The sequence below is a fragment of the Halomonas sediminis genome, assembly GCF_044871105.1.
GTDB classification, from domain to species: domain Bacteria; phylum Pseudomonadota; class Gammaproteobacteria; order Pseudomonadales; family Halomonadaceae; genus Vreelandella; species Vreelandella zhuhanensis.
Genome location: NZ_CP085246.1, coordinates 1,635,244 through 1,654,085, shown reverse-complemented (window position 1 = coordinate 1,654,085; position 18,842 = coordinate 1,635,244). Strand labels below are relative to the sequence as shown.

The 18,842-nt window shown below is 58.4% G+C and carries 19 protein-coding genes, 1 tRNA gene and 3 pseudogenes; 10 read left to right on the top strand and 13 right to left on the bottom strand.

Annotated features, from left to right (window positions below; genetic code table 11):
- Window positions 1-9 precede the first annotated feature (9 nt).
- The 4 genes from LG290_RS07890 (at window position 10) to LG290_RS07875 (ending at window position 3,851) form a co-directional block, all read left to right on the top strand.
- Window positions 10-783 (top strand): SDR family oxidoreductase, encoded by a 774-nt coding sequence (locus LG290_RS07890; RefSeq protein WP_499836915.1) that lies wholly within the window; start codon window positions 10-12, stop codon window positions 781-783.
- 19 nt (window positions 784-802) lie between these two features.
- Window positions 803-1,738 carry a 3-hydroxyacyl-CoA dehydrogenase gene (locus LG290_RS07885; protein WP_499836914.1) on the top strand — a complete coding sequence of 312 codons (936 nt, stop codon included), beginning with the start codon at window positions 803-805 and terminating at the stop codon, window positions 1,736-1,738.
- A 30-nt stretch (window positions 1,739-1,768) separates the two neighbouring features.
- Complete coding sequence (gene kce / locus LG290_RS07880) at window positions 1,769-2,701, top strand: 3,5-dioxohexanoate:acetyl-CoA acetone transferase (protein WP_499836913.1); 933 nt, start codon at window positions 1,769-1,771, stop codon at window positions 2,699-2,701.
- 139 nt (window positions 2,702-2,840) lie between these two features.
- A complete protein-coding gene (locus LG290_RS07875; RefSeq protein WP_499836912.1) occupies window positions 2,841-3,851 on the top strand; it encodes a LacI family DNA-binding transcriptional regulator in 1,011 nt (336 codons plus the stop codon).
- Here the strand turns inward: LG290_RS07875 and LG290_RS07870 are convergent.
- The 6 genes from LG290_RS07870 to LG290_RS07845 all read right to left on the bottom strand — a co-directional run bounded on the left by LG290_RS07870 (window position 3,801) and on the right by LG290_RS07845 (window position 7,608).
- Window positions 3,801-4,091 carry a hypothetical protein gene (locus LG290_RS07870; RefSeq protein ID WP_499836911.1) on the bottom strand — a complete coding sequence of 97 codons (291 nt, stop codon included), beginning with the start codon at window positions 4,089-4,091 and terminating at the stop codon, window positions 3,801-3,803. The genes LG290_RS07875 and LG290_RS07870 overlap by 51 nt on opposite strands.
- Window positions 4,092-4,459: 368 nt before the next feature.
- The gene (locus LG290_RS07865; RefSeq protein ID WP_499836910.1) at window positions 4,460-4,606 is read right to left on the bottom strand and encodes a hypothetical protein; all 147 of its coding nucleotides are present in this window, start codon (window positions 4,604-4,606) and stop codon (window positions 4,460-4,462) included.
- Between the two features lie 29 nt (window positions 4,607-4,635).
- Window positions 4,636-5,583: a metallophosphoesterase gene (locus tag LG290_RS07860; protein ID WP_499836909.1), complete on the bottom strand. Its 948-nt coding sequence runs from the start codon at window positions 5,581-5,583 to the stop codon at window positions 4,636-4,638.
- 69 nt (window positions 5,584-5,652) lie between these two features.
- Window positions 5,653-6,150, bottom strand: a complete 498-nt coding sequence (locus LG290_RS07855; RefSeq protein WP_499836908.1) for a hypothetical protein — start codon at window positions 6,148-6,150, stop codon at window positions 5,653-5,655.
- Between the two features lie 76 nt (window positions 6,151-6,226).
- The gene (locus LG290_RS07850) at window positions 6,227-7,336 is read right to left on the bottom strand and encodes an ADP-ribosylglycohydrolase family protein (protein WP_499836907.1); all 1,110 of its coding nucleotides are present in this window, start codon (window positions 7,334-7,336) and stop codon (window positions 6,227-6,229) included.
- Between the two features lie 11 nt (window positions 7,337-7,347).
- The gene (locus tag LG290_RS07845) at window positions 7,348-7,608 is read right to left on the bottom strand and encodes a hypothetical protein (RefSeq protein WP_499836906.1); all 261 of its coding nucleotides are present in this window, start codon (window positions 7,606-7,608) and stop codon (window positions 7,348-7,350) included.
- 226 nt (window positions 7,609-7,834) lie between these two features.
- On the opposite strand from LG290_RS07845, the pseudogene LG290_RS07840 reads away from it, so the two are divergent.
- Window positions 7,835-8,098: pseudogene (locus tag LG290_RS07840) on the top strand (transposase); the annotation flags it as partial.
- Between the two features lie 170 nt (window positions 8,099-8,268).
- Here the strand turns inward: LG290_RS07840 and LG290_RS07835 are convergent.
- Window positions 8,269-8,622, bottom strand: a pseudogene (locus tag LG290_RS07835) (group II intron maturase-specific domain-containing protein); the annotation flags it as partial.
- Between the two features lie 65 nt (window positions 8,623-8,687).
- Here LG290_RS07835 and LG290_RS07830 point away from each other — a divergent pair.
- Complete coding sequence (locus LG290_RS07830) at window positions 8,688-8,915, top strand: hypothetical protein (protein WP_499836905.1); 228 nt, start codon at window positions 8,688-8,690, stop codon at window positions 8,913-8,915.
- A gap of 169 nt (window positions 8,916-9,084) precedes the next feature.
- Here LG290_RS07830 and LG290_RS07825 read toward each other — a convergent pair whose 3' ends face one another.
- Window positions 9,085-9,354 carry a hypothetical protein gene (locus LG290_RS07825; protein WP_499836904.1) on the bottom strand — a complete coding sequence of 90 codons (270 nt, stop codon included), beginning with the start codon at window positions 9,352-9,354 and terminating at the stop codon, window positions 9,085-9,087.
- Here LG290_RS07825 and LG290_RS07820 point away from each other — a divergent pair.
- Complete coding sequence (locus LG290_RS07820) at window positions 9,353-9,589, top strand: hypothetical protein (protein ID WP_499836903.1); 237 nt, start codon at window positions 9,353-9,355, stop codon at window positions 9,587-9,589. The genes LG290_RS07825 and LG290_RS07820 overlap by 2 nt on opposite strands.
- Before the next feature lie 275 nt (window positions 9,590-9,864).
- Here LG290_RS07820 and LG290_RS07815 read toward each other — a convergent pair whose 3' ends face one another.
- Window positions 9,865-10,659: a 2OG-Fe dioxygenase family protein gene (locus LG290_RS07815; RefSeq protein ID WP_499836902.1), complete on the bottom strand. Its 795-nt coding sequence runs from the start codon at window positions 10,657-10,659 to the stop codon at window positions 9,865-9,867.
- A 341-nt stretch (window positions 10,660-11,000) separates the two neighbouring features.
- Between LG290_RS07815 and LG290_RS07810 the strand changes: the two genes are divergently transcribed.
- Window positions 11,001-12,791 (top strand): putative bifunctional diguanylate cyclase/phosphodiesterase, encoded by a 1,791-nt coding sequence (locus tag LG290_RS07810; RefSeq protein ID WP_499836901.1) that lies wholly within the window; start codon window positions 11,001-11,003, stop codon window positions 12,789-12,791.
- Here the strand turns inward: LG290_RS07810 and LG290_RS07805 are convergent.
- From LG290_RS07805 to LG290_RS07795, 3 genes and pseudogenes are all read right to left on the bottom strand, one after another.
- Window positions 12,782-13,072: pseudogene (locus LG290_RS07805) on the bottom strand (transposase); the annotation flags it as partial. The gene LG290_RS07810 and the pseudogene LG290_RS07805 overlap by 10 nt on opposite strands.
- 364 nt (window positions 13,073-13,436) lie before the next feature.
- A tRNA-Ser gene (locus LG290_RS07800) sits at window positions 13,437-13,527 on the bottom strand.
- A gap of 48 nt (window positions 13,528-13,575) precedes the next feature.
- On the bottom strand, window positions 13,576-15,282 hold the full coding sequence (locus tag LG290_RS07795) for a potassium/proton antiporter (RefSeq protein ID WP_499836900.1): 1,707 nt from the start codon (window positions 15,280-15,282) through the stop codon (window positions 13,576-13,578).
- Between the two features lie 166 nt (window positions 15,283-15,448).
- Between LG290_RS07795 and LG290_RS07790 the strand changes: the two genes are divergently transcribed.
- The gene (locus LG290_RS07790; protein ID WP_499836899.1) at window positions 15,449-16,576 is read left to right on the top strand and encodes an ABC transporter substrate-binding protein; all 1,128 of its coding nucleotides are present in this window, start codon (window positions 15,449-15,451) and stop codon (window positions 16,574-16,576) included.
- Window positions 16,577-16,600: 24 nt separating this feature from the next.
- A complete protein-coding gene (locus LG290_RS07785) occupies window positions 16,601-17,992 on the top strand; it encodes a 3'-5' exonuclease family protein (RefSeq protein ID WP_499836898.1) in 1,392 nt (463 codons plus the stop codon).
- Window positions 17,993-18,006: 14 nt separating this feature from the next.
- Here LG290_RS07785 and LG290_RS07780 read toward each other — a convergent pair whose 3' ends face one another.
- Complete coding sequence (locus LG290_RS07780) at window positions 18,007-18,828, bottom strand: alpha/beta fold hydrolase (protein ID WP_499836897.1); 822 nt, start codon at window positions 18,826-18,828, stop codon at window positions 18,007-18,009.
- Window positions 18,829-18,842 lie beyond the last annotated feature (14 nt).

The window sequence follows — 18,842 nt, the reverse complement described above, 5'->3', positions numbered from 1 at the left end:
GAGAATCCCATGACCGTCATAGAAAGCCTGGTGCCACGCCACGGCCTTAGAGTGCTAATCACCGCCGGGGCCAATGGCATCGGCTTGGCTATTGCCAAGGCCTTCCAGGAAGCCGGCGCCCGAGTGCATGTCTGCGATATCGACACCCAGGCCTTGGCCGCCCTGCCCGAGGGCATCACCCACACAGTGGCGGATGTTAGCCAGGAAGCGGATGTTGAACGGCTCTTCCAGGATGCTGCCGCCCTAGGCGGGCTCGACGTGGTGGTCAACAACGCCGGTATTGCCGGGCCCACCGCCGGGATCGACGAGATCGGCCACGACGCCTGGACCCGCACAATCGACATCAACCTCAACGGTCAGTACCGAGTCGCCCACCGGGCTGCTCCGCTTCTGCGCGAGAGCCTGGGACTGATGATCAACCTGGCCTCGGTCGCCGGCCGCCTGGGCTTTGCCTATCGCACCCCCTACGCAGCCAGCAAATGGGCCGTCGTCGGCCTGACCAAGAGCCTAGCCTGCGAACTCGGCCCTGAGGGAGTGCGGGTCAACGCCATCCTGCCCGGCATCGTGCGCGGGCCACGCATCGAGAAGGTCATTGAGGATCGCGCCGCCAAGCGCGGGATCAGCTACGCCGAAATGGAGCAGGAAAACCTCTCCAAGATCTCTCTGCGACGCATGGTGGAACCCACTGACATCGCCGCTATGGCGCTGTTTCTGTCGGCGCCGGGTGGCGCCAACATCTCGGGTCAGGCGCTGAGCGTCTGCGCCAACGTCGAATCTCTGTGACAGGCAAAGGAGTCACCTCATGACAACTCGCATAGGCATCGTCGGCGCCGGCCTGATCGGCCGTGCCTGGGCTATTGTCTTCGCCCGGGCCGGTATGTCCGTGTCCCTCCATGACGTGGATGCCAGTGCCCTGGACAAGGCCCGGGAGGCTATCCGCCAGTCGCTTGATGATCTCCAGCAGGCTGGACTGATCGAGGACGTGGAAGCCCCACTATCCCTCATCCAGACGGAGAGCGACCTGGCTCGCGCCATGGCAGGCGCAGAATATATCCAGGAGTGCGGTCCCGAGAACGTCGAGGCGAAGCGGTGCATCTACACCGACCTGGAGGCAGTGGCGGCCGAGGATACCGTGCTGGCCAGTTCCACCTCCGGGATCGCCGCCTCGCAATTCACCGACCACCTGCGCCACCCCGAACGCTGCCTGGTCGCGCATCCGGTAAACCCGCCCTACTTGATCCCGCTGGTCGAGGTCGCCCCCGCCCCGACCACGTCCGAGGCAACGGTGAACCTCACCATGCACCTCATGGAGCAGGCTCGGCAGGCGCCGATTCTGGTCCGCAAAGAGATCCAGGGCTTCATCCTCAACCGCCTGCAGGGCGCCCTACTCAACGAAGCACTGCGCCTGTTCCGTGACGGCTACGTCTCCGCCGAGGACCTCGACAAGACCGTCAAGCACGGACTGGGGCTACGCTGGTCCTTCATGGGTCCCTTCGAGACCATCGATCTCAATGCCCCATCCGGCGTGGTCGACTATGGCCATCGCTACGGCCCTCTGTACCGCGACGTCGATCGCCAGCGTGGGGACGACGATCCCTGGGATCCCATGACGCTGGCCGCTCTGGACCGAGAACGCCGAGAGAGGCTACCGACCGATGACCTCGCTGACCGGCAAGCCTGGCGCGACCGTCATCTCATGGCGCTGATGGCCCATCAGCGCAGCTTATACCCTTCCTGATCCCCGACACCCACTAGGAGAGATATTTCCATGGCTACCCAACGCAAGGTCATCATCACCTGCGCCGTGACCGGCGCCATTCACACTCCCTCCATGTCACCGCACCTGCCCGTCACCCCGGAAGAGATCGCCGAGGCCGGCATCGCCGCCGCCGAGGCAGGTGCCTCGATCCTTCACTTGCACGCACGTGATCCCAATAACGGCAAGCCCACGCAAGACCCTGCCGTCTTCGAGCGCTTCCTGCCGCGCATCAAGGCCTCCACCAATGCGGTCATCAACCTCACCACTGGCGGCAGTCCGCACATGACCGTGGAGGAGCGCATGCGCCCGGCCATGGAGTTCAAACCGGAACTCGCCTCGATGAACATGGGCTCGATCAACTTCGGCCTGTTTCCCATGCTCAACCGCTACGACAGTTTCCAGCACGAATGGGAGCGGGCTCACCTTGAGAACAGCCGTGACCTGGTGTTCAAGAACACCTTTGCCGACATCGAGACCGCCATGACGCTCGGCGGCAAGAACGGTACTCGCTTCGAATGCGAATGCTACGATATTGGCCACCTCTACAGCCTGCGCCACCTGATGGATCGCGACATCGTCGGGGGTCGCATCTTCATACAGAGCGTATTCGGCATCCTGGGTGGCATCGGTCCCCATCCAGAAGACGTGATGCACATGCGCCGCACCGCCAACCGGCTGTTCGGCGATGAATATGAGTGGTCCGTGCTGGGGGCCGGCAGCAGCCAGATGCGCATCGCCGCCCAGGCGGCAGCCATCGGGGGCCATGTCCGAGTGGGTCTCGAGGACTCCCTGTGGCTTGCACCGGGCAAGCTCGCCGAGAGCAATGCTAGCCAAGTAACCAAGGTCCGCGAGATTCTCGAGGGCCTCTCCTTCGAGGTGGCGACCCCCGACGAGGCGCGCGAGATGCTGCAGCTCAAAGGTGCCGATCAGGTCGGCTTCTAAGGAACGCGGAAGTGCAGTCAGGGCTGGACAACAGCCGTGTCTATGTGTAGAAGATCGACGCATTCTGCTCTCAGGAGCACGTCGATTCCTCACCATCGTAGACCCAGCCACCCCTTCGACCCGGACAACAAGCGAATCGATGAAAAGAAAATCCGTTACCTCGCGTGATGTCGCCCGATTGGCCGGTGTCTCGCAATCTGCTGTCAGCCGTACCTATTCTCCCAACGCCAAGGTCTCGGAGGGGACGCGCAAGAAGGTAATGGACGCCTCGCGCGAGTTGGGCTATCGCCCCAATACGATCGCCCGCTCGCTCATCACCCGCTCGAGTCGTACCATCGCTGTGGTGACTTACAGCCTGGAAAACCCCTTCTACAGTTCCATGCTGGAGAAGGCCTCACGCTTCTTTCAGGCACAGGGATATCACCTGCTGATGTTCTTTGCCCCACCGAGTGGTGACTTCGACGCTGTTCTCGATGACATTATTCGCAGCCAAGTCGAGGGTGTGTTGATGCTGGCCATCACCATGAACCAGAGCCAGGCCCGGCTGGTGGACGACTTCGGCATACCGGTCGTCGTCATCAACCGCACGGTGGACTATGCCGGTATCAGTCAGGTGGGCAGTGATAACGTTCAAGGAGGCTTATGGGCCGGACGCTACCTAGCATCCCTGGGCCATCAACGCATTGCCTTCCTAGGTGGATTGCCGGACTCATCAACCCACCAGCAGCGTGAGGCAGGCTTCCTCGAGGGGCTGGATTCCATGAACCAGGACTGTCCAGTGATCGAAATCGGTAACTATCGCTACGAGGATGCCTGCCAGGCAACCCGCCGCATGTTCAGCTCACCCACGCCTCCAGATGCCCTCTTCGCAGCAAATGACCTGATGGCACTCGCTGCCATGGAAGTTCTGCGTCATGAATTCACACTCGAGGTGCCAAGCGACGTCTCGATCATCGGCTTCGACGACGTGCCCATGGCAGCCTGGCCCAGCCACTCCCTAACCACGGTCAGGCAGCCCGTCGACATGATGATTCAGAAAGCCACCGAACTGCTGATGAAGCAGGTGATCCAGAAGGACATGCAACCCGAGCACCTCATCTTACCGGTTACGCCCATGTTGCGCGGCAGCACTCGTCCACCATCCCGGTAGCCAGAGCCATATGAGATCCGACGCCCCGTAGGTAAAGCAATGCCGCAACCCCCTGAGATCTTCAAACGTAGTCTCGATGACATCAAGCTCGACGGGCTGCCTCTGCGAGATGAACCGGGCTTCGAGGATGCCGTACTGCTTGCCTTCACGACCCAATACGCGGCAAAGGGGTACTTGGCCACAATCGTCGTCCAGGATGGTCATGCCGCGGTGCCGCAGGAAGGCGCCGAGCCCAAGCACAGTATATATCCTGGGCCTGCTCGAGCATCGCTTCCTGGAGAATGCACTCCCCGCGTTCGAGGTCATGGCCGAGATGACCAACGATCCCAAGATCCTCTACAACTACGAACAGACGTATCGGCGGGTGAAACTGGGATAGTGGCGAATAGGTAGCCTGAGTCATGCGCGGCTCTTCGAGGAGGAGGTGATGGCGTCAGGGTACACCAGCGACGGTAGCCGGGGCGACGTGCGAGCGTGCACCACTGACCCTGACACCACGAAGACCAATTTCGCACATTCACCCTCCAGACGCTCGACGATCCAGGTATCAGGGTCTGACCAATCCACTGGGTTCTGCGGCGTACCAAGCTGGTCATGAATCGCCGGGATCATGTCCCAAACGGCCTTGGCAACACGCCCGTCGATGCCTTTCTCAGCACCGCAGTCTGGGCATAATAAGTGGGAAAAGCGGTATCCGTACCTTCTTCATCAAACAACTCCTTGCTGATATGGCTTACAAGGGTATCCACTGCCATGAGTCCAGTCCCGTTATGTCTGTCGCTGATTACTCATGGCGCTCCGTCCATACGAACTTTTTGATATCCAACTCATGCTCGCCATCCCAGCAGTAGGCGCACAGCTTGGGTGTCTCGCCGGGTTCGAAGTCCCGGCCGGCGATGCTGTAGTCGAGGCAGGCGATGTGCCGGGTCAACGGCTCAGGCGTGCCGGAACGCCAGTAGTGGCCGACGAAGAGAGGCTTGTCGCCCTCATAGCCAGGCATCACGTCTTCGGGAATGGGGTCGTGGGGGATCTGGTGGATGGCGTCGGCAGGCACCATGGCCAGATCGCGGTAGGTGATGCCATCCAGTTCCCACCAACGAGTACGAATGTTGTGCTGAGGGTTTCCGTCCTTGTCGAGAAACTCGTTGCCGGCGGGCAACGAGATCTCCAGGCCCTTGATCAGGGTCTCCAAGGCATCGTAGGCGGGGGTGCCCTTGCGGGTCAGCTCCGGCCAGGCATCCGGCAGGATACGCTGGTGATCATCGAGATAACCACCCAACACGTCGAGAGACTTGGGATCCCAGCAAGCGTGCACGACGCGCAGGCCATCGAGATCCAGGTAAAGCGGTAGTGTCTTGAACCAGGCGATATGCTCATGGTGAAGCTCGCTTTCCTCCACCACTTGGTCCAGATAGGCCTGGTGTTGGTTGCGATTCTTGTCGCTATGGGGGCGGAGATAGTCACCGGAACGCTCAGGATCCGCGCTGGCCCAAGCCACGGCATTGAACTCGTGGTTGCCCATCACCGCCAGGGCCGTGCCAGCCTCGACCATGGTTCGGGCGATGCGCACGGTCTCGATCTGCTCGGGGCCGCGATCGACGAAGTCGCCGAGAAAGATCACCCGGCGCTCGGGATGCGACCAGAGACCTTGCGATTCCTGATAACCGAGAGTTTCGAGCAATCGTTTCAGCGGGGTGGCGTAGCCGTGGGTATCGCCGATTAAGTCATACATGCAAGTCTCCTGTGCTGGATGTTGGAACGTCCTTCTGCGGTGACGAAGTGATTAATCACCGTTTCCTCTTTATTCAATCTTCTCGTGAGACGCCTGTTCCACCACGAAATGTTTTCCGGGGTCACCGTTATCCCAAAGCAGCTCCTGACGGGGGATGAAGCCTTTCTCTGATGGTGTGCGGATACGCATCTTTCCATGTGCCTTGCTCTTCACTTCCAGACTAATCTGGAACACCATGTCTAGATCGTAAACCCCATCAAACTCGTCTATCTTCACGGCTTCATGGGGAAGAACATCGTGATAGGTAACCCCTTCAGCTTCCAGCGTGAGCGTGTCCTCATCAGCGGTCATGTATTCCGCCGGTTCGGCCTTGACATAGTCAAGAACATCCTCGGAGTCATTGATGAAATAAAGGTCGCCCTCTTTTCTTCCTCCCGATAATTCCAGCCAGAAGCCCGGTCTTTTTTCCTCGATGGACCCGCAAGCGAGAGGGAATCCGAAACGCCCGATCCTTTGCTGCGGAGGAAGCCAGGTGAACGCGTCCTGGAGTCGTTTGGGTTGTTCCATTGAAGATTCTCCTGCGAAATGCTGAATCATGACCGAGTGCAATACCTGACGTGTCACTGTCAATAGACGGTTGCGCTCAGAATCCCGGGTATTTCTCCGATACCCAGTCGTCATCCTTGCCACCGAACTCGTCGACATGCCACTCGTTCACCGCCAGCAGGTCCTGGGCGATCTCGGTGATCACCTCGCGCAGTTCCAGCGGTTCCAGCCAGGCGGCCGGGATGGCATTGATCCCGTGCATCACGCCGAGGATGTTGCCGGCGATCGCACCGGTGGAGTCCGAGTCGCCATCGTGATTGACGGCCAGCATCACGCCATGGCGGAAATCCTCGGCAACAAGGGCGCAGTAGACGGCGATGGCCAGTGCTTCCTCGGCCACCCAGCCTTCACCCAGAAAGGTGATGGCCTGCTCTGGCGACAGGTCCGAATCAGCCAGTTCGATGGCGGTGGAGAGAAACTGGAGCGTTTCCAGATGGTCGTCGTGGTTCTGCAGCTCTGTCCTGGCAAGATCGAGAGCTCTGGGTAATGATTCGCCGTGGAGAAGCTGTAGGATCATTTCCGCCAACACACCGGCAGGCAGGATCCCCGAGGGGTGGCCATGGGTGATGGCGGCCGCTTCGCATGCCAGCTCGAAGGCGCGCCCGACGCCGCCCATGGGCCAGAGGTACAGGCCCACCGGCGCGACCCGCATCACCCCGCCGCAGCCCTTGCTGTTGTTGACGGCCTTGTCCCCCAGGCTCGCCATGGATTGCAGCGCCGAGAGGCAGGTATTGCCCGGAGCACGACAATGATGCAGATCGCGTTGCTGGATCAGCCATCCCGGCGCCGACTCCAGGCTGTAATCCAAGGTACTACGCATCTCCTCGGTCGGTTCTCCCCCTTGCGTCACCAGCCAGCGTAGGTAGGCGTGGGCGATGATGGAGGGCGGATGGCATATGCCGCGCAAGCGGCCGCGCACATCGGCTCGCAAAAGACCCTCGGCGGTGAACAACGTCATCTGGGTATCGTCGGTGATCCGGCCGAGCCCCCCGAAGGCCGGTGAATACTCGCTGATGCCCTCCGGACCGAAGTGCTTGAAGATCTGTTGGCGGCTCATGAACTCTACCGGAGCGCCTAGGGCATCGCCCGCGGCGCCCCCGAGCAGACAGCCGGTGAAACGTTCCTGCAGGGTCGGGGTATCATGCATGGCCTGGCTCCTTAGGATTCTCTCGTTCTGTAGCTGAGCTGCTCCAGAGCCTTTATCACACTCGCCAGGTCGACACGCTCGACGAGGTCGTCACCGAACCACTCGCGAAGCGTCTCATGCAACGCGACATCGGATGTGTTTCCCTCCTCCAGGCGCCCGGCTAGATCGCGAGCGATGCGATCGTACTCGTCGAAGGCATCATTCTCGCGGCAGCAGGTACCCATCGGGCCGGCATGGAACAGCAAATCTGAAAGTTCACGGGGCGTTGGCATGGTAGTCCCTCCCGGGGCACTGACCTCGGGCCGAGGTCATGTCACACCCCAAGGTAAGCAAGCGGTGCGACATATGGCATCGCATCGTGACTTTTCGAAGATAAAGGGCCTCGTGGTGGCCCTTAGTTCACTTACCTGGAAATTGTGTCCAATACAGTCTGTAGTGGTCCAATGAAACCGGACACCAACGTAGGTGGTAATATTGCCACCATAAGTGAGGTGTCCGATGACCAGAAAACGACGATCTTTTACGCCGGAGTTCAAGCAGGAAGCCGCCTGTCTGGTGCTTGATCAAGGCTACACGGTTACCGAAGCCTGCCGCTCTTTGAATGTCGGCGAAAACGCCCTGAGGCGATGGGTAAAGCAGCTCTCCGAAGAGCGTGGCGGGGTTACTCCCAAGTCCAAAGCTCTAACCCCGGAGCAGCAGCGGATCCAGGAACTGGAAGCCCGTTGTGAGCTCCTGGAGCGGGAAAAATCGATACTAAAAAAGGCGCTTTCTTTCGATAAGCGCCGTGGCTCCATCTGAGTTATTTTTTTATCTGCTTTCGGCCAAGAGCGGTATTTTAGGCTACACTGATATAATGCGGAGCGCTGCGGTGGCCGGACCCAGCCGCCCAGTGCTTCCAAGGGACGTTTCACATCCACGAGGCTGAAGTAGCTGGCCCAGCCACGCAGGACCGGAACCAGTTCTTCGAGCACTCGTCGGATGTTGCGCCCTCTGCCACGCTTGAGGATCTTGCGGACACGCTGCATCAGGCGCTGCAGGCTGGCCTTGGTGATGATGGTTAACCGTGCCAGCTTGTGCCGGGTCAGCGTGTAGCCCAGATACCCTCGGTTCCAGGGGCGGTCCACCGCGCTCTTGTCGCGGTTGACCGTCAATCTGAGCGAGCTCTCGAGAAAATCACTCAGGCTGGCCATCACGCGCTCGCCCGCTCGCCGACTCCTGACGTACACCTGCACGTTATCGGCGTAGCGGCAGAAGCTGTGGCCCCGGCACTCCAGTTCCTTGTCCACGTCGTCCAGCAGGATATTGGCCAGCAGCGGGCTGAGCGGCCCGCCCTGGGGCGTGCCCTATCGGCGTGGCTCAGCCCCAGGCCGTGTTGGAACATGCCGGCTTCCAGATAGCGACGAATCAGGCGCAGCACCCGCTTGTCGCGGAAGCGGCGCGCGACCCGGGCCATCAGCAGTTCGTGGCTCACCCGGTCGAAGAAGGCTTCCAGATCGAGGTCAACCACCCAGCGGTGCCCGGCAGTGACGTGGACTTCATCGCCGAGACAGCCTGCTGGACGCTGCGCTTGGGGCGATAGCCATAGCTCGATTCGGAGAGGTCCGGATCGAAGATCGGCGTCAGCACCTGCAACAACACCTGCTGGATCGGTGACCGTGGGAATACCGAGCTGTCGCGTCCCGCCCTTGGGCTTGGGAATCTCAACGGCTCGGATTGGGCTGGGGTGGTACTCACCGGCCAGCAGCCGCTCACAGCGTTGACCAGTGTTGTTTCAAGTGATCCGCCAACTGCTGCACCGTCATGCCGTCGGCACCCGGTGCCCCTTTGTTGGCGACCACCCTTCGGTAAGCCCGCGCCATGTTGGCTTTCTCTACGACAGCCTCCATGAGCGGGGCAGGCTCGGCTTTCGTCCTCGATGACGACGCCGGGATCGCCTCGACGCTCACCGGCCGGGACTCAGGGTACTGGCCCTGCCCCTCTGGGTGAGTGACGGTATTAGCGCCAGGGTCTGTCTTCATGATCGATCCTCGAGACATCATCGCCTACCCGCGGTTCTTCATGTTCGGCCCTTGGTGCCGCGGTGAACCGGCACTTACTATGGCCTTTGCTGACGTCTGGTGGCCCATCCCGTCGCCTCTCGACGCCGGTAGCACGGTGGCAGACCACCAGACCTCCCAGGGTAAGGTGTGCGACCTTCCCGCTTATGCCTGTCGGATATACGTCATAGCGTTCCGTGCAAGTAGCGGGCTTTGATGATAGTTGCCATCTCACCCCGCCATGACGCCTCGTATCCGCTTTCTGTTCGGCTAGGCGCCCCCGTCGAGCCAGCGTTTTGCCTCGGGCTTCCTTCAGATTCCCCCTCGCGGGAGACACCCTTGTCGTCGGCTAGCACTTCCCCTTGCCGGGCGTGCAGGGGAGATTCACCCCCAGCACCACCCTCGGGATCAGCGCCAGTCAGGCGCACAACCAAGACGCCCCCGGAGTTCCGGGGGCGTTGGTGTTGCTAGGCTCTCAGTTTACCGAGAGTGTCAGTAGCTCTCATTGAGAACCGCTTCCGGGAAGTGGCGACGCAACATCCGGTTCTGGAAGTCGTCCACGAAGCGGCTGTTGATGATGATGATGAACCGCTCGAAGGGTGCCTCGCTGTCAAGCTGTTCGATCCCGTCGACACTGTGGAATAGCCGGTCATCGCGCAGATGAAGGATATCACCCGGATTCAGGGTGATATCGACCAAGGGTTGCGTGACAGCCTTGTCTGAGTAGAGGTGGTTTTCGGCGCCCGCCACGTTTTCCCGATTGATGACAAGAATGCTTAGGGCCTTGCAGCCATCGGCATGAATTCCCTGTCCCTGAAGGGGGTCGATGTTGCCTTCTCCGCGAACCCCGGTGATCTGCATCAGAATGGGTTCGTGCGCACCGATACTCCACAGCCTTGCCCAGGCGCGAACGAAGGCCTTCACATCGGGGCGTACCATGAATTCCCGAGTCAGCGGATCATAGTACCGCAGGCGATCCGCCATGCTTTCCGCGTCGTTGAAGTCCCCCCCCTGGGCCATGGGGCATTGGCCCATATCCTCGACATCTCCCTGATCATTCAGGGCGAGCCATGACATCCGCTTCCATCGCTGGTTAACATAGGGATCGCGCGGCAGGTCAGCGGTAAACCCCTGCCAGGCGGTCAGATCGATTCGCTCCCGAATATCGGTTTTCGCCCAATCCTGATGCCTCAGCGCCTCGGTCACTCCCGGATTCCAATAATCGGCGAGTGAATCGGCAGGCATGGAGGTGAGGTCGAAACCGTGCTTGAGAGTATCGAGTTTCATGTTGGTATTCTCCTGTTAACTGGGCGTAATTGCCCGGTGTTGCCGTTGTAAACACTGCGGTCAACAGGAGGAAAATGAAAAGATTTGCAAGGATATGTCAAAGAAATGTACTAAAAAAGAGTGATTTTTTTGAAAACAGGATCAAACCATTGATGACGTATATGTGTAGGTTATCTCCTACAAATAGGTGTAGGATAATCACAACAAATTGCCTATTGTTGCCATTATGATGGCTCTTGACAGTGTTTTTTTAAGTGGATCCCATGACTGCCAGCGATTCCCGACATCACAGAGATCCGGAACGCCTAAAGGAGAACCGCAGGGAGTTTTCCGGTGCGCTCGTGTTGAAGGTGTCAAAGACACCTTCAACTGCTGGCATCGATTCGCATGATGCCAGCAGGGAAGAAGTCGAGTTAGTACGCCGCCAATATCTGGAGAGTGAGCAGCGATTCCGCGCCCTGCTGGAGAGTCTGCCGAAGGTGGCGGTTCAGGGTTATGATCGCGGTCGGCGAGTGATTTACTGGAATGAGGGTAGCACTCGTCTCTATGGCTATACCGCTGAGGAAGCCCAAGGACAGTTACTGGAAGATCTGATCATTCCTGCCTTCATGCGTGACGAGGTGATCCAGGCGCATGGTGCCTGGATCAAAGAAGGGGTCGATATACCCGCCGATGAACTCGAGCTCAAGCACAAAACCGGCGAACTGGTATCGGTCTTTTCGCAGCATCTGATGCTCAATGAGCATACCGACTCACCCTTGATGTTCTGCGTAGATGTCGATCTTTCCGACCAAAAGCGCGCCCACCGTGACCTGGAATTCGCCACCCGTTTCGACAGGCTCACCCATCTCCCTAACCGCCAGACCTTCGAGGTCGACATGGACAGTCTGTTGGATTCCTGTCGACGCCAGGGCAATGGCCTGGCAACCATCTACCTGGACATCGATCACTTCGTCGAGATCAATGATGCCCTTGGCTATGATCAGGGCGATCGCCTGCTCATTGAGCTGACTCGGCGACTGAGAGAGTGCCAGCGAGTCACTGACCTGGTGTCCCGTGTCTCTAGCGATGAATTCGTGCTGGCCTTTCCCGGCGTCCAGTTGGACCCCGATGTCAGACGGGTCGTTCGTCATGTCCAGAATGTCTTTCGGGAACCTTTCGTCCTGGATGGTCGGGAGCGTCAGGTCACGGCCTGCCTGGGTGTGGCGCTCTTTCCCGAGAATGGTGAATCGTCACGCGAATTGATCCGTAATGCCGATGTTGCCAAGAATCATGCCAAACTGGATGGTCGGGGTGCTGTACGTTTCTTCCAACAGAAGCTCCATGATGAGCTGGTTCGCCAGCACTATCTCTCGGCGCGACTCGAGGAAGCCCTGGATAACGGTGAATTCTCCCTCCACTACCAGCCCCAGGTCTCGGCGGCCAGTGGGCGAATAGAGAATCTCGAGGCCTTGATACGCTGGGAGCCTGCCGAGGGCCCGCCGATCTCGCCTGCCGAGTTTATCCCGCTGGCCGAGCGTTCCGGTATGATCCATCGTCTGGGCGACTGGGTCATCGAAGAGGCTTGCCGCCAGCAGGTGGAATGGCGTGCCAAGGGATTTCATGAGCACCGCATCGACATCAATGTCTCGGGTCGTCAACTGGTGCGTCCCGATGCCCTCAAGAGCTTCGAGGACTCCCTGCAGCGTCACGGCTTAGGTCCGCGGGATATCGGCATCGAATTGACCGAGAATATCCTGATCGAAGCCGACGAGACCGTCCTCGAGGACCTGCGGCGCCTCTATCATCGCGGTATTCGCATTGCTATCGACGACTTCGGGACCGGTTATTCCTCCCTAAGCTATCTCAAGCACTTTCCAGTCACCGCCCTGAAGATCGATCGCTCCTTCATCCACGACGCTCCCACACAGCCGAAGGATAGGGCCATCATGGAGGGTGCCATCTTCATCGGTCATCGGTTGGGATTGGAAGTGGTGGCCGAGGGCGTCGAGAACGCCGAACAGTTGTCATTGCTTCGCGAAATGCATTGCGACCTCGTCCAGGGGTTCTTCTTCTACCGTCCGATGCCTGCCAAGGAAATCGACCGCCTGCTGGGCGGTTTCGTGCCTAGTCACGAAGGGCTGTCGAGCTGATCGGCATGGTGAAGATGTTCCAGTAACGTCTGGTGTAGACGCTCCCAGACACCGGCCTCCTGCCAGTCGCGCAAGCGGCGCCAACAGGTGACGCCTGAGCCGCAGCCCATCTCCTGCGGCAGCATCTCCCAAGGGATACCTGAGCGCAGGACAAACAGGATGCCTGTTAGGGCGTCGCGGTTGAAGATGGGCGGGCGGCCGCCACGCGGCCTTGGCTTCGGCGGTGGCAGCAGCGGCTCGACAAGGGACCAGAGTTCATCGGATACGATCTTTTTAGCCATACCGAAAATCTAGGAATGGCTGAGACTACTTTCAAGGTTTTGAAAGGCACACTAAAAACGGCTGCTATTTGTAAAGGGCATCATCATGGTGGTAGCACCTTCCGGCCAAGCACTGGAGATGAAGCGGGTCAGGAAAGACAATAACCCTCTTCGATTGTTGCGAAGGATCGCTACAGGGAACTAGCCAACCAGGCGCAGCTGTTCAGCTTATTTGCTTTGGCCAACCCGGTGCTGTAGGAAAAACTGTCCAACACCATCCTATGCGTTTCAGTGAAGGCCAATTCAAAAGTGTGGGTCAGAGTGTGGGTCAAAAACTTACAGACATAAAAAAAGCCGCTGAAATCAGCGGCTTAATCGTAATACTTGGCGGAGGGACAGGGATTCGAACCCTGGGTAGGTTATTAGCCTACGCCGGTTTTCAAGACCGGTGCATTCAACCGCTCTGCCATCCCTCCGACTTGGTGGTGCATATATTATCAGGATTTTTCCGTGAGTCAATGGGGTTAATAAAGACGCAGGCCCACGCGGGTGATCTTGCCTCCTTCCATCTCACTGACTACCCAGTGAATTCCGTGCCAATCAACATCATCCCCCACTACCGGATGACCACCGACTCGAAGCGAGACAAACTCCTCCAGGGTCATATCGTGCTCCCCGGGGCTGAGGGTGAGCCCGTATGCCTGGGCGACGTCCTGCATCAATGCAGATCCATCAAGCGTGAAGGTACCAAAGAAGGCGCGCTCCTGCTTCAGCTTGGAGTCGCCATTGAACAAGCGGTTCAGCGCCGGCAAGTCTTCCGTACGTCCTATCACACAAATCACATCCCCTGCATGCAAGCGTGTACTACCCTTGGGGTGTAGCATGGCATGGTTACGAAAAAGCGCCGAGATCAAGGCCCCGGAAGGAAACCTCAGCAAGCGAATCGGCACTTCTTCCAAGTCCTTATTTTCCACCTCGTAGACGAACATTTCATAGTCATTTTCGGGCAGGATGCCCAAGGGGCCACGTCGATTGGGTGTTACGCCGATAGGCACCTCCACCCGTAACCAGCGAGCCACCAAGGTTAACGATCCCCCCTGTATCAGCAGCGACATCAGAACCACGGCAAAGGCGACGTTGAAGTAGAGCGAAGCGTTTTCCACGCCACCGATGAGCGGAAATATCGCCAGTACAATAGGCACTGCGCCGCGCAGCCCCACCCAGGCAATAAAGAAGGTTTCACGCCAGCGAAACTTGAAGAAAGGCTTGATGGTGATTAGAACCGCCAAGGGCCGAGCGACAAAAATCAGTGCCAACGCCACCAGCGAAGCTGGCAACGCATATTCCCATAGTTCACTGGGCGTCACCAAAAGTCCTAATACTAGAAACAGGCCGATTTGACTCAGCCAGGCCAGGCCATCATGTACCGGAAGAATGAAATTGAGATGACGTCCTGGCTGATTGCCGATCATCAAACCAGCAAGGTATATCGCCAGAAAGCCACTGCCGCCGAACACACTGGTCAGGCCGAAGACACTGAAACCCAACCCCAAGGCGAGCATGGCATAGAGACCAGGCGCCAGGTCCAGCCAACGCAATAACTTGGCACTTAACCAACCGCCACCCAAGCCGATCACCAGGCCCAGACCAAATTGCATGAGCAGAAAACCGAGCGTTTCTAGGGGGCCGCCGATATCACCCACTAGGAGTTCCACCAGCATGACCGTCAGAAAAATTGCCATCGGGTCGTTGGTACCCGACTCGATTTCAAGGGTAGCCCCCACCCTTTCGTTGAGATTGACCCCGCGGCCGCTGAGCATGGAAAACACCGCCGCGGCATCCGTGGAGCCTACAATCGCGCCGACCAGAAAGCCCTCGATCAGCGTGAGATCGAAAATCCAGGTGGCAATCAAGCCCACCAGGCCGCTTGTGATGAACACCCCAAGCGTGGCAAGCGTTAGCGCCGGTTTGAAGCCTACACGGAAAGTTTTCAAGCGCGTACGCAATCCACCATCGAGCAGGATCATGGCCAGTGCCAGATGCCCGATGACAAACGCTAAGGAGTAATCATCGAATTCAAGCCCCAGCAGGCCTTCCTCTCCCGCCAGCATACCCAGCGCCAGAAAGATCAGTAGCAGGGGTACTCCCATGATCGAAGATAAACGGCTGGCCAGAATGCTGAGCGCCAATAAAAAACCGCTTACCAAGAAAAGCGTATTGATTGCCTCCATCGCGCCTGATCCCTCTATGCATCGAGGCAGTCATTATCGCATGCCCCGCGTAATTTACCGACGCCGACGTTAAGCGGTTTAATAAGAAGGTGTTATGTTGCGCTGGTCAGGGCGTTTCGCAAGCGGATACACTCCAAGGTAACAACCACCTTGGAGCCAAGCCCCCATGCCTGGACGCCTTCCTTTGGGAATTATCCTGCTGAGCCTGGTCGCGACACTCGCTTACCCGCTGTCGGCAGCGCTAGCCGAGCAAACCGATGAGGCTACTCCCGCCGAGGCACCTGCTGCCCCCCTCACCCTGGATAGCCAAGTCGAGGTTCCTTTTTTTCTGTTCTCCCCTTCCATTGAGGAAGAACCTGAAGTTCCCGAGATGGCGTTTACCCCACCAGACCCATTAGAACCGCCACCGGTCAAGATGATCGACATCATGCTCGACTGGTATTTAAGCCCCCAGCATGCCGCCTTCGTGATAGCGCAGGCACGTGATCTCTTCAGCTTACAGGGGCTGCAGGTAACGCTTTCGACGCCTGCAGATCCGTCGGTGCCCACTAAGTTACTGGCCGCCGGTGAAGTGGACTTCGCCTTGAGCCGGCAACCTCAATTGCACCTGCAGGTGCATAAAGGGGCGCCGCTTGTGCGTATTGCTACCTTGATTGAAACCCCCATGACGGCGGTCATCATCGCTGGCGACCAGCCACCGGAAAATAGCGAAGAATTTGCTGCACTGCACTACGGTTTCGCTACGCAGGATAGCCGCGAGATGGTTCTTTCTCAGCTGATACCGGAAACGCCCTTGGTTTCCGAAAATCCCCCGGAAAACCTGCATTACGATGCGGCCGATGCCTTACGCGAACAACGCGTGGATGCCGTGGCGGATGGTTTCTTTCACTTTCTCCCACCCCAGCTGGCCAACGACGGCGTCGCCACCACAGTGCTACGTACGGGAAAACTCGATATCCCTCACTATGATGGATTGATTCTGTTAGCCAACAGCGAGAAAATGCACCGTGATCGTGACGTCATATCGCACTTGGTGACGGCGCTGGAAAATGCCAGCCAGTGGATAATCGAACACCCGGACGAGGCATGGCAATTGATGATTCAAGCACAGCCCATCCTGGATAATGAGATCAATCAAGGCGCATGGAATGATATCTTGCGGCGCATGGCTTTGCGCCCGGCCGCTCTGGATTATCGGCGCTATGCCGGTTTCGAGGCATTCCTTCATCAAAGAGGCCAGATCGATACCCCTTATTCGGTGGAACGCCTGGCCATTGACCCCCATTCACGTTGATTTTCTTGAGGCGATACTTGAGCAATGCCAGCTACCGAACCTTTGGTATTTATCGACCTGGAAACCACCGGCACTCGTAGCACCCGAGATAGAATCACCGAAATCGCGGCGCTGAAAGTCGTGGATGGCCGAGAGGTGGCCCGCTGGAGCAGCTTGATTTACCCGGAATGCCGGGTCCCTGCCGCTATTGCCGAATTAACCGGCATTACCGATGCGTTGCTGGCGGAGGCCCCGACGTTTGGCGATATCGCTTCGGCCCTTCAGGAGTGGCTCGGCGAGGCTCAGCTAGTCGCGCATAATGCACGCTTTGATCACAGTTTTCTGCGTAACGAATTCAAGCGTGCCGGTATTGCCTATCGGGCCGAGGTGATCTGTACTCTGCGCTTGTCACGTCGCCTGGCACCACAACAACCTGAGCACAATCTGGGCGCGCTGCTCAAGCAGCATGGAATCCCCCATGCCTCGCGTCACCGTGCCGAAGCCGATGCCCAAGCCTTATGGAAACTCTGGCAACACTGGCATGCCACCCTACCCGACGAAACCCTGGGGTCTCTGCTAGAAACCGAACGCAAACATAGAAGCTTGCCCGTTCACCTGAAGCCCGATCTGCTCAACGACATCCCCTCCTCACCCGGCGTATACCTCCTGTACGGTCATAATCGCTTGCCGCTTTACGTGGGCAAGAGCGTCAATCTACGCAGCCGGGTGCTGGGGCATTTCCAGCGCGATCATCAGAATGACAAGGAGATGCGCCTGGCGCAGCAGGTGCAACATATCGAATGGGAAGAAGCCAGCGGTGACCTGGGGGCTCAGCTACGTGAAGCCCACTTGATCAAGGAATTGATGCCCATCATGAACCGTCAGTTGCGACGCCAAGGCAACCTGTACAGTTGGTATTGGCCGACCCAATCGCTTCAGCCACAACTAAGCAATGAAACACAACTCAAGCAGGTGTCAGGCCCGGCACTGTATGGCTTGTTCCGCAGCGCCAGGAAAGCCCGCGACGCGCTGAAACAAATTGTCGATGAGGAGCAGTTATGCCCTCAGGTGATAGGTCTGGAAAAAGGCCGGGGGCGCTGTTTTGCCAATCAGCTGGGCAAGTGTTGCGGCGCTTGCACCGGCGTGGAATCGTTACCCCAGCATAGTCGGCGTGCCCGGGAGGCCATGGCGCGCTTGCAGCTCCAGGCATGGCCTTGGCAAGGACGCATTGCCATCGGTGAGCATCACCCTGCCAGTAAGACCGGTGGTTGGCATGTCGTGGAACACTGGCGTTACCTAGGCAGCGCCCTCACCCTTGAGGCCGCAAGACGCCTTCAAGTGGCTACTCCGCAATTTGATGTCGACAGCTACCGTATTCTCAATCGCTTTCTGCGCGACAGCCAACAACATCAACTCGACGTGGTCGAGCTTGCGTGATCGAACCGGCGCAATCAGGCACTGTCAGATTGCGCCGCCAGAAATACTCGCACGGCTTCCTGAAACGCTTCGGGCTGTTCGGCATGCAACCAATGGCCAGCGTTCTTGAGTGTCACTACTCTTGTGCGGGGCAATATCTCGCGAGTCGCCGGTAGCATGTCGTCAGTGACATAATCGGAGTTTGCACCTCGCAGTATCAGGGTCGGCCCCTCATAGGGCTGATCTCCTGCTGGCAACTGCATAAGCTCCTGATAACCCTCCATTATCTCATCAAGACCAATACGCAAGGTGAGAATGCCCGCCTCATTGCGTGTCAGATTGGTGGCTAGAAACAGACGCACGGCTCGCTCTTCGACATGCTCGGCCAGAAGCTCTTCCGCTTCGCGACGATTCTTGGGCTTGCCCGCCTCGAGTCGACGCAAACCGGCGAACACCCTGTCATGGCCATGCGAATAAGCTACCGGAGCAATGTCCGCTACCAGCAAGGACGCCACCCGCTGGGGTGCCAGCCGTGCCACGCTAATGGCCACCTTTCCGCCCATGGAGTGCCCGAGAAGATGGGCCTTTTCGATCCCTAGCTGATCCAACAGCACCAGCACATCCCCGCTCATCTCCTGGTAGCTCATGCCACTGGCATGCGGCGAACGACCGTGATTGCGCAGGTCAACCGCGATCACTCGGCGAGACGCCTGCCAGACCTTGAGATGCGAACGCCAGTTGTCGGCACTGCCAAGAAGGCCGTGGACGACCACTAACGGCAAGGAGTTCTGTGTATTTCCTTCCGGCTCCCCTGAATCCAGATAATGCAGGGAAAGCGCTGAGTCTTGGCGTGACATCTTGACTCCTTTCA

Coding starts and splice junctions, on each gene's coding strand:
- LG290_RS07890 (WP_499836915.1), top strand. CDS start 10: ATGACCGTCATAGAAAGCCTGGTGCCACGCCACGGCCTTAGAGTGCTA.
- LG290_RS07885 (WP_499836914.1), top strand. CDS start 803: ATGACAACTCGCATAGGCATCGTCGGCGCCGGCCTGATCGGCCGTGCC.
- kce (WP_499836913.1), top strand. CDS start 1,769: ATGGCTACCCAACGCAAGGTCATCATCACCTGCGCCGTGACCGGCGCC.
- LG290_RS07875 (WP_499836912.1), top strand. CDS start 2,841: ATGAAAAGAAAATCCGTTACCTCGCGTGATGTCGCCCGATTGGCCGGT.
- LG290_RS07865 (WP_499836910.1), bottom strand. CDS start 4,606: ATGGCAGTGGATACCCTTGTAAGCCATATCAGCAAGGAGTTGTTTGAT.
- LG290_RS07860 (WP_499836909.1), bottom strand. CDS start 5,583: ATGTATGACTTAATCGGCGATACCCACGGCTACGCCACCCCGCTGAAA.
- LG290_RS07855 (WP_499836908.1), bottom strand. CDS start 6,150: ATGGAACAACCCAAACGACTCCAGGACGCGTTCACCTGGCTTCCTCCG.
- LG290_RS07850 (WP_499836907.1), bottom strand. CDS start 7,336: ATGCATGATACCCCGACCCTGCAGGAACGTTTCACCGGCTGTCTGCTC.
- LG290_RS07845 (WP_499836906.1), bottom strand. CDS start 7,608: ATGCCAACGCCCCGTGAACTTTCAGATTTGCTGTTCCATGCCGGCCCG.
- LG290_RS07820 (WP_499836903.1), top strand. CDS start 9,353: ATGATCGATCCTCGAGACATCATCGCCTACCCGCGGTTCTTCATGTTC.
- LG290_RS07825 (WP_499836904.1), bottom strand. CDS start 9,354: ATGAAGACAGACCCTGGCGCTAATACCGTCACTCACCCAGAGGGGCAG.
- LG290_RS07815 (WP_499836902.1), bottom strand. CDS start 10,659: ATGAAACTCGATACTCTCAAGCACGGTTTCGACCTCACCTCCATGCCT.
- LG290_RS07795 (WP_499836900.1), bottom strand. CDS start 15,282: ATGGAGGCAATCAATACGCTTTTCTTGGTAAGCGGTTTTTTATTGGCG.
- LG290_RS07790 (WP_499836899.1), top strand. CDS start 15,449: ATGCCTGGACGCCTTCCTTTGGGAATTATCCTGCTGAGCCTGGTCGCG.
- LG290_RS07785 (WP_499836898.1), top strand. CDS start 16,601: ATGCCAGCTACCGAACCTTTGGTATTTATCGACCTGGAAACCACCGGC.
- LG290_RS07780 (WP_499836897.1), bottom strand. CDS start 18,828: ATGTCACGCCAAGACTCAGCGCTTTCCCTGCATTATCTGGATTCAGGG.